The sequence below is a fragment of the Streptomyces sp. NPDC029041 genome (genome assembly GCF_040637515.1).
Classification (GTDB): domain Bacteria; phylum Actinomycetota; class Actinomycetes; order Streptomycetales; family Streptomycetaceae; genus Streptomyces.
In genome coordinates, this window is the sequence record NZ_JBEZWO010000030.1 from 1,945 (window position 1) to 3,266 (window position 1,322).

The following is a 1,322-nucleotide window of genomic DNA, read 5'->3' on the forward strand; positions in this document are numbered from 1 at the left end:
GCAATGACACGACTTCGGCGGTACGCTTGAGCCCCGCTACATTGTCGGCGCGGAATCACTAGACCAGTGAGCTATTACGCACTCTTTCAAGGGTGGCTGCTTCTAAGCCAACCTCCTGGTTGTCTCTGCGACTCCACATCCTTTCCCACTTAGCGTACGCTTAGGGGCCTTAGTCGATGCTCTGGGCTGTTTCCCTCTCGACCATGGAGCTTATCCCCCACAGTCTCACTGCCGCGCTCTCACTTACCGGCATTCGGAGTTTGGCTAAGGTCAGTAACCCGGTAGGGCCCATCGCCTATCCAGTGCTCTACCTCCGGCAAGAAACACACGACGCTGCACCTAAATGCATTTCGGGGAGAACCAGCTATCACGGAGTTTGATTGGCCTTTCACCCCTAACCACAGGTCATCCCCCAGGTTTTCAACCCTGGTGGGTTCGGTCCTCCACGAAGTCTTACCTCCGCTTCAACCTGCCCATGGCTAGATCACTCCGCTTCGGGTCTTGAGCGCGCTACTGAATCGCCCTATTCGGACTCGCTTTCGCTACGGCTTCCCCACACGGGTTAACCTCGCAACACACCGCAAACTCGCAGGCTCATTCTTCAAAAGGCACGCAGTCACGAGAACAAGGCAAGCCTTGCTCCGACGCTCCCACGGCTTGTAGGCACACGGTTTCAGGTACTATTTCACTCCCCTCCCGGGGTACTTTTCACCATTCCCTCACGGTACTATCCGCTATCGGTCACCAGGGAATATTTAGGCTTAGCGGGTGGTCCCGCCAGATTCACACGGGATTTCTCGGGCCCCGTGCTACTTGGGTGTCTCTCAAACGAGCCGCTGACGTTTCGACTACGGGGGTCTTACCCTCTACGCCGGACCTTTCGCATGTCCTTCGCCTACATCAACGGTTTCTGACTCGTCCCACGGCCGGCAGACCGTGGAAGAGAGATCCCACAACCCCGCATACGCAACCCCTGCCGGGTCTCACACGTATACGGTTTAGCCTCATCCAGTTTCGCTCGCCACTACTCCCGGAATCACGGTTGTTTTCTCTTCCTGCGGGTACTGAGATGTTTCACTTCCCCGCGTTCCCTCCACATACCCTATGTGTTCAGGTATGGGTGACAGCCCATGACGACTGCCGGGTTTCCCCATTCGGAAACCCCCGGATCAAAGCCTGGTTGACGACTCCCCGGGGACTATCGTGGCCTCCCACGTCCTTCATCGGTTCCTGGTGCCAAGGCATCCACCGTGCGCCCTTAAAAACTTGGCCACAGATGCTCGCGTCCACTGTGCAGTTCTCAAACAACGACCAGCCACCCG

At 57.1% G+C, this 1,322-nt stretch carries 1 rRNA gene (running past one end of the window); it reads right to left on the bottom strand.

Features of this window, described 5'->3' with window-relative positions:
- A 23S ribosomal RNA gene (locus tag AB0F04_RS37765) occupies nt 1-1,272 on the bottom strand; it reaches 1,922 nt to the left of the window's first position.
- Nucleotides 1,273-1,322: the final 50 nt, after the last annotated feature.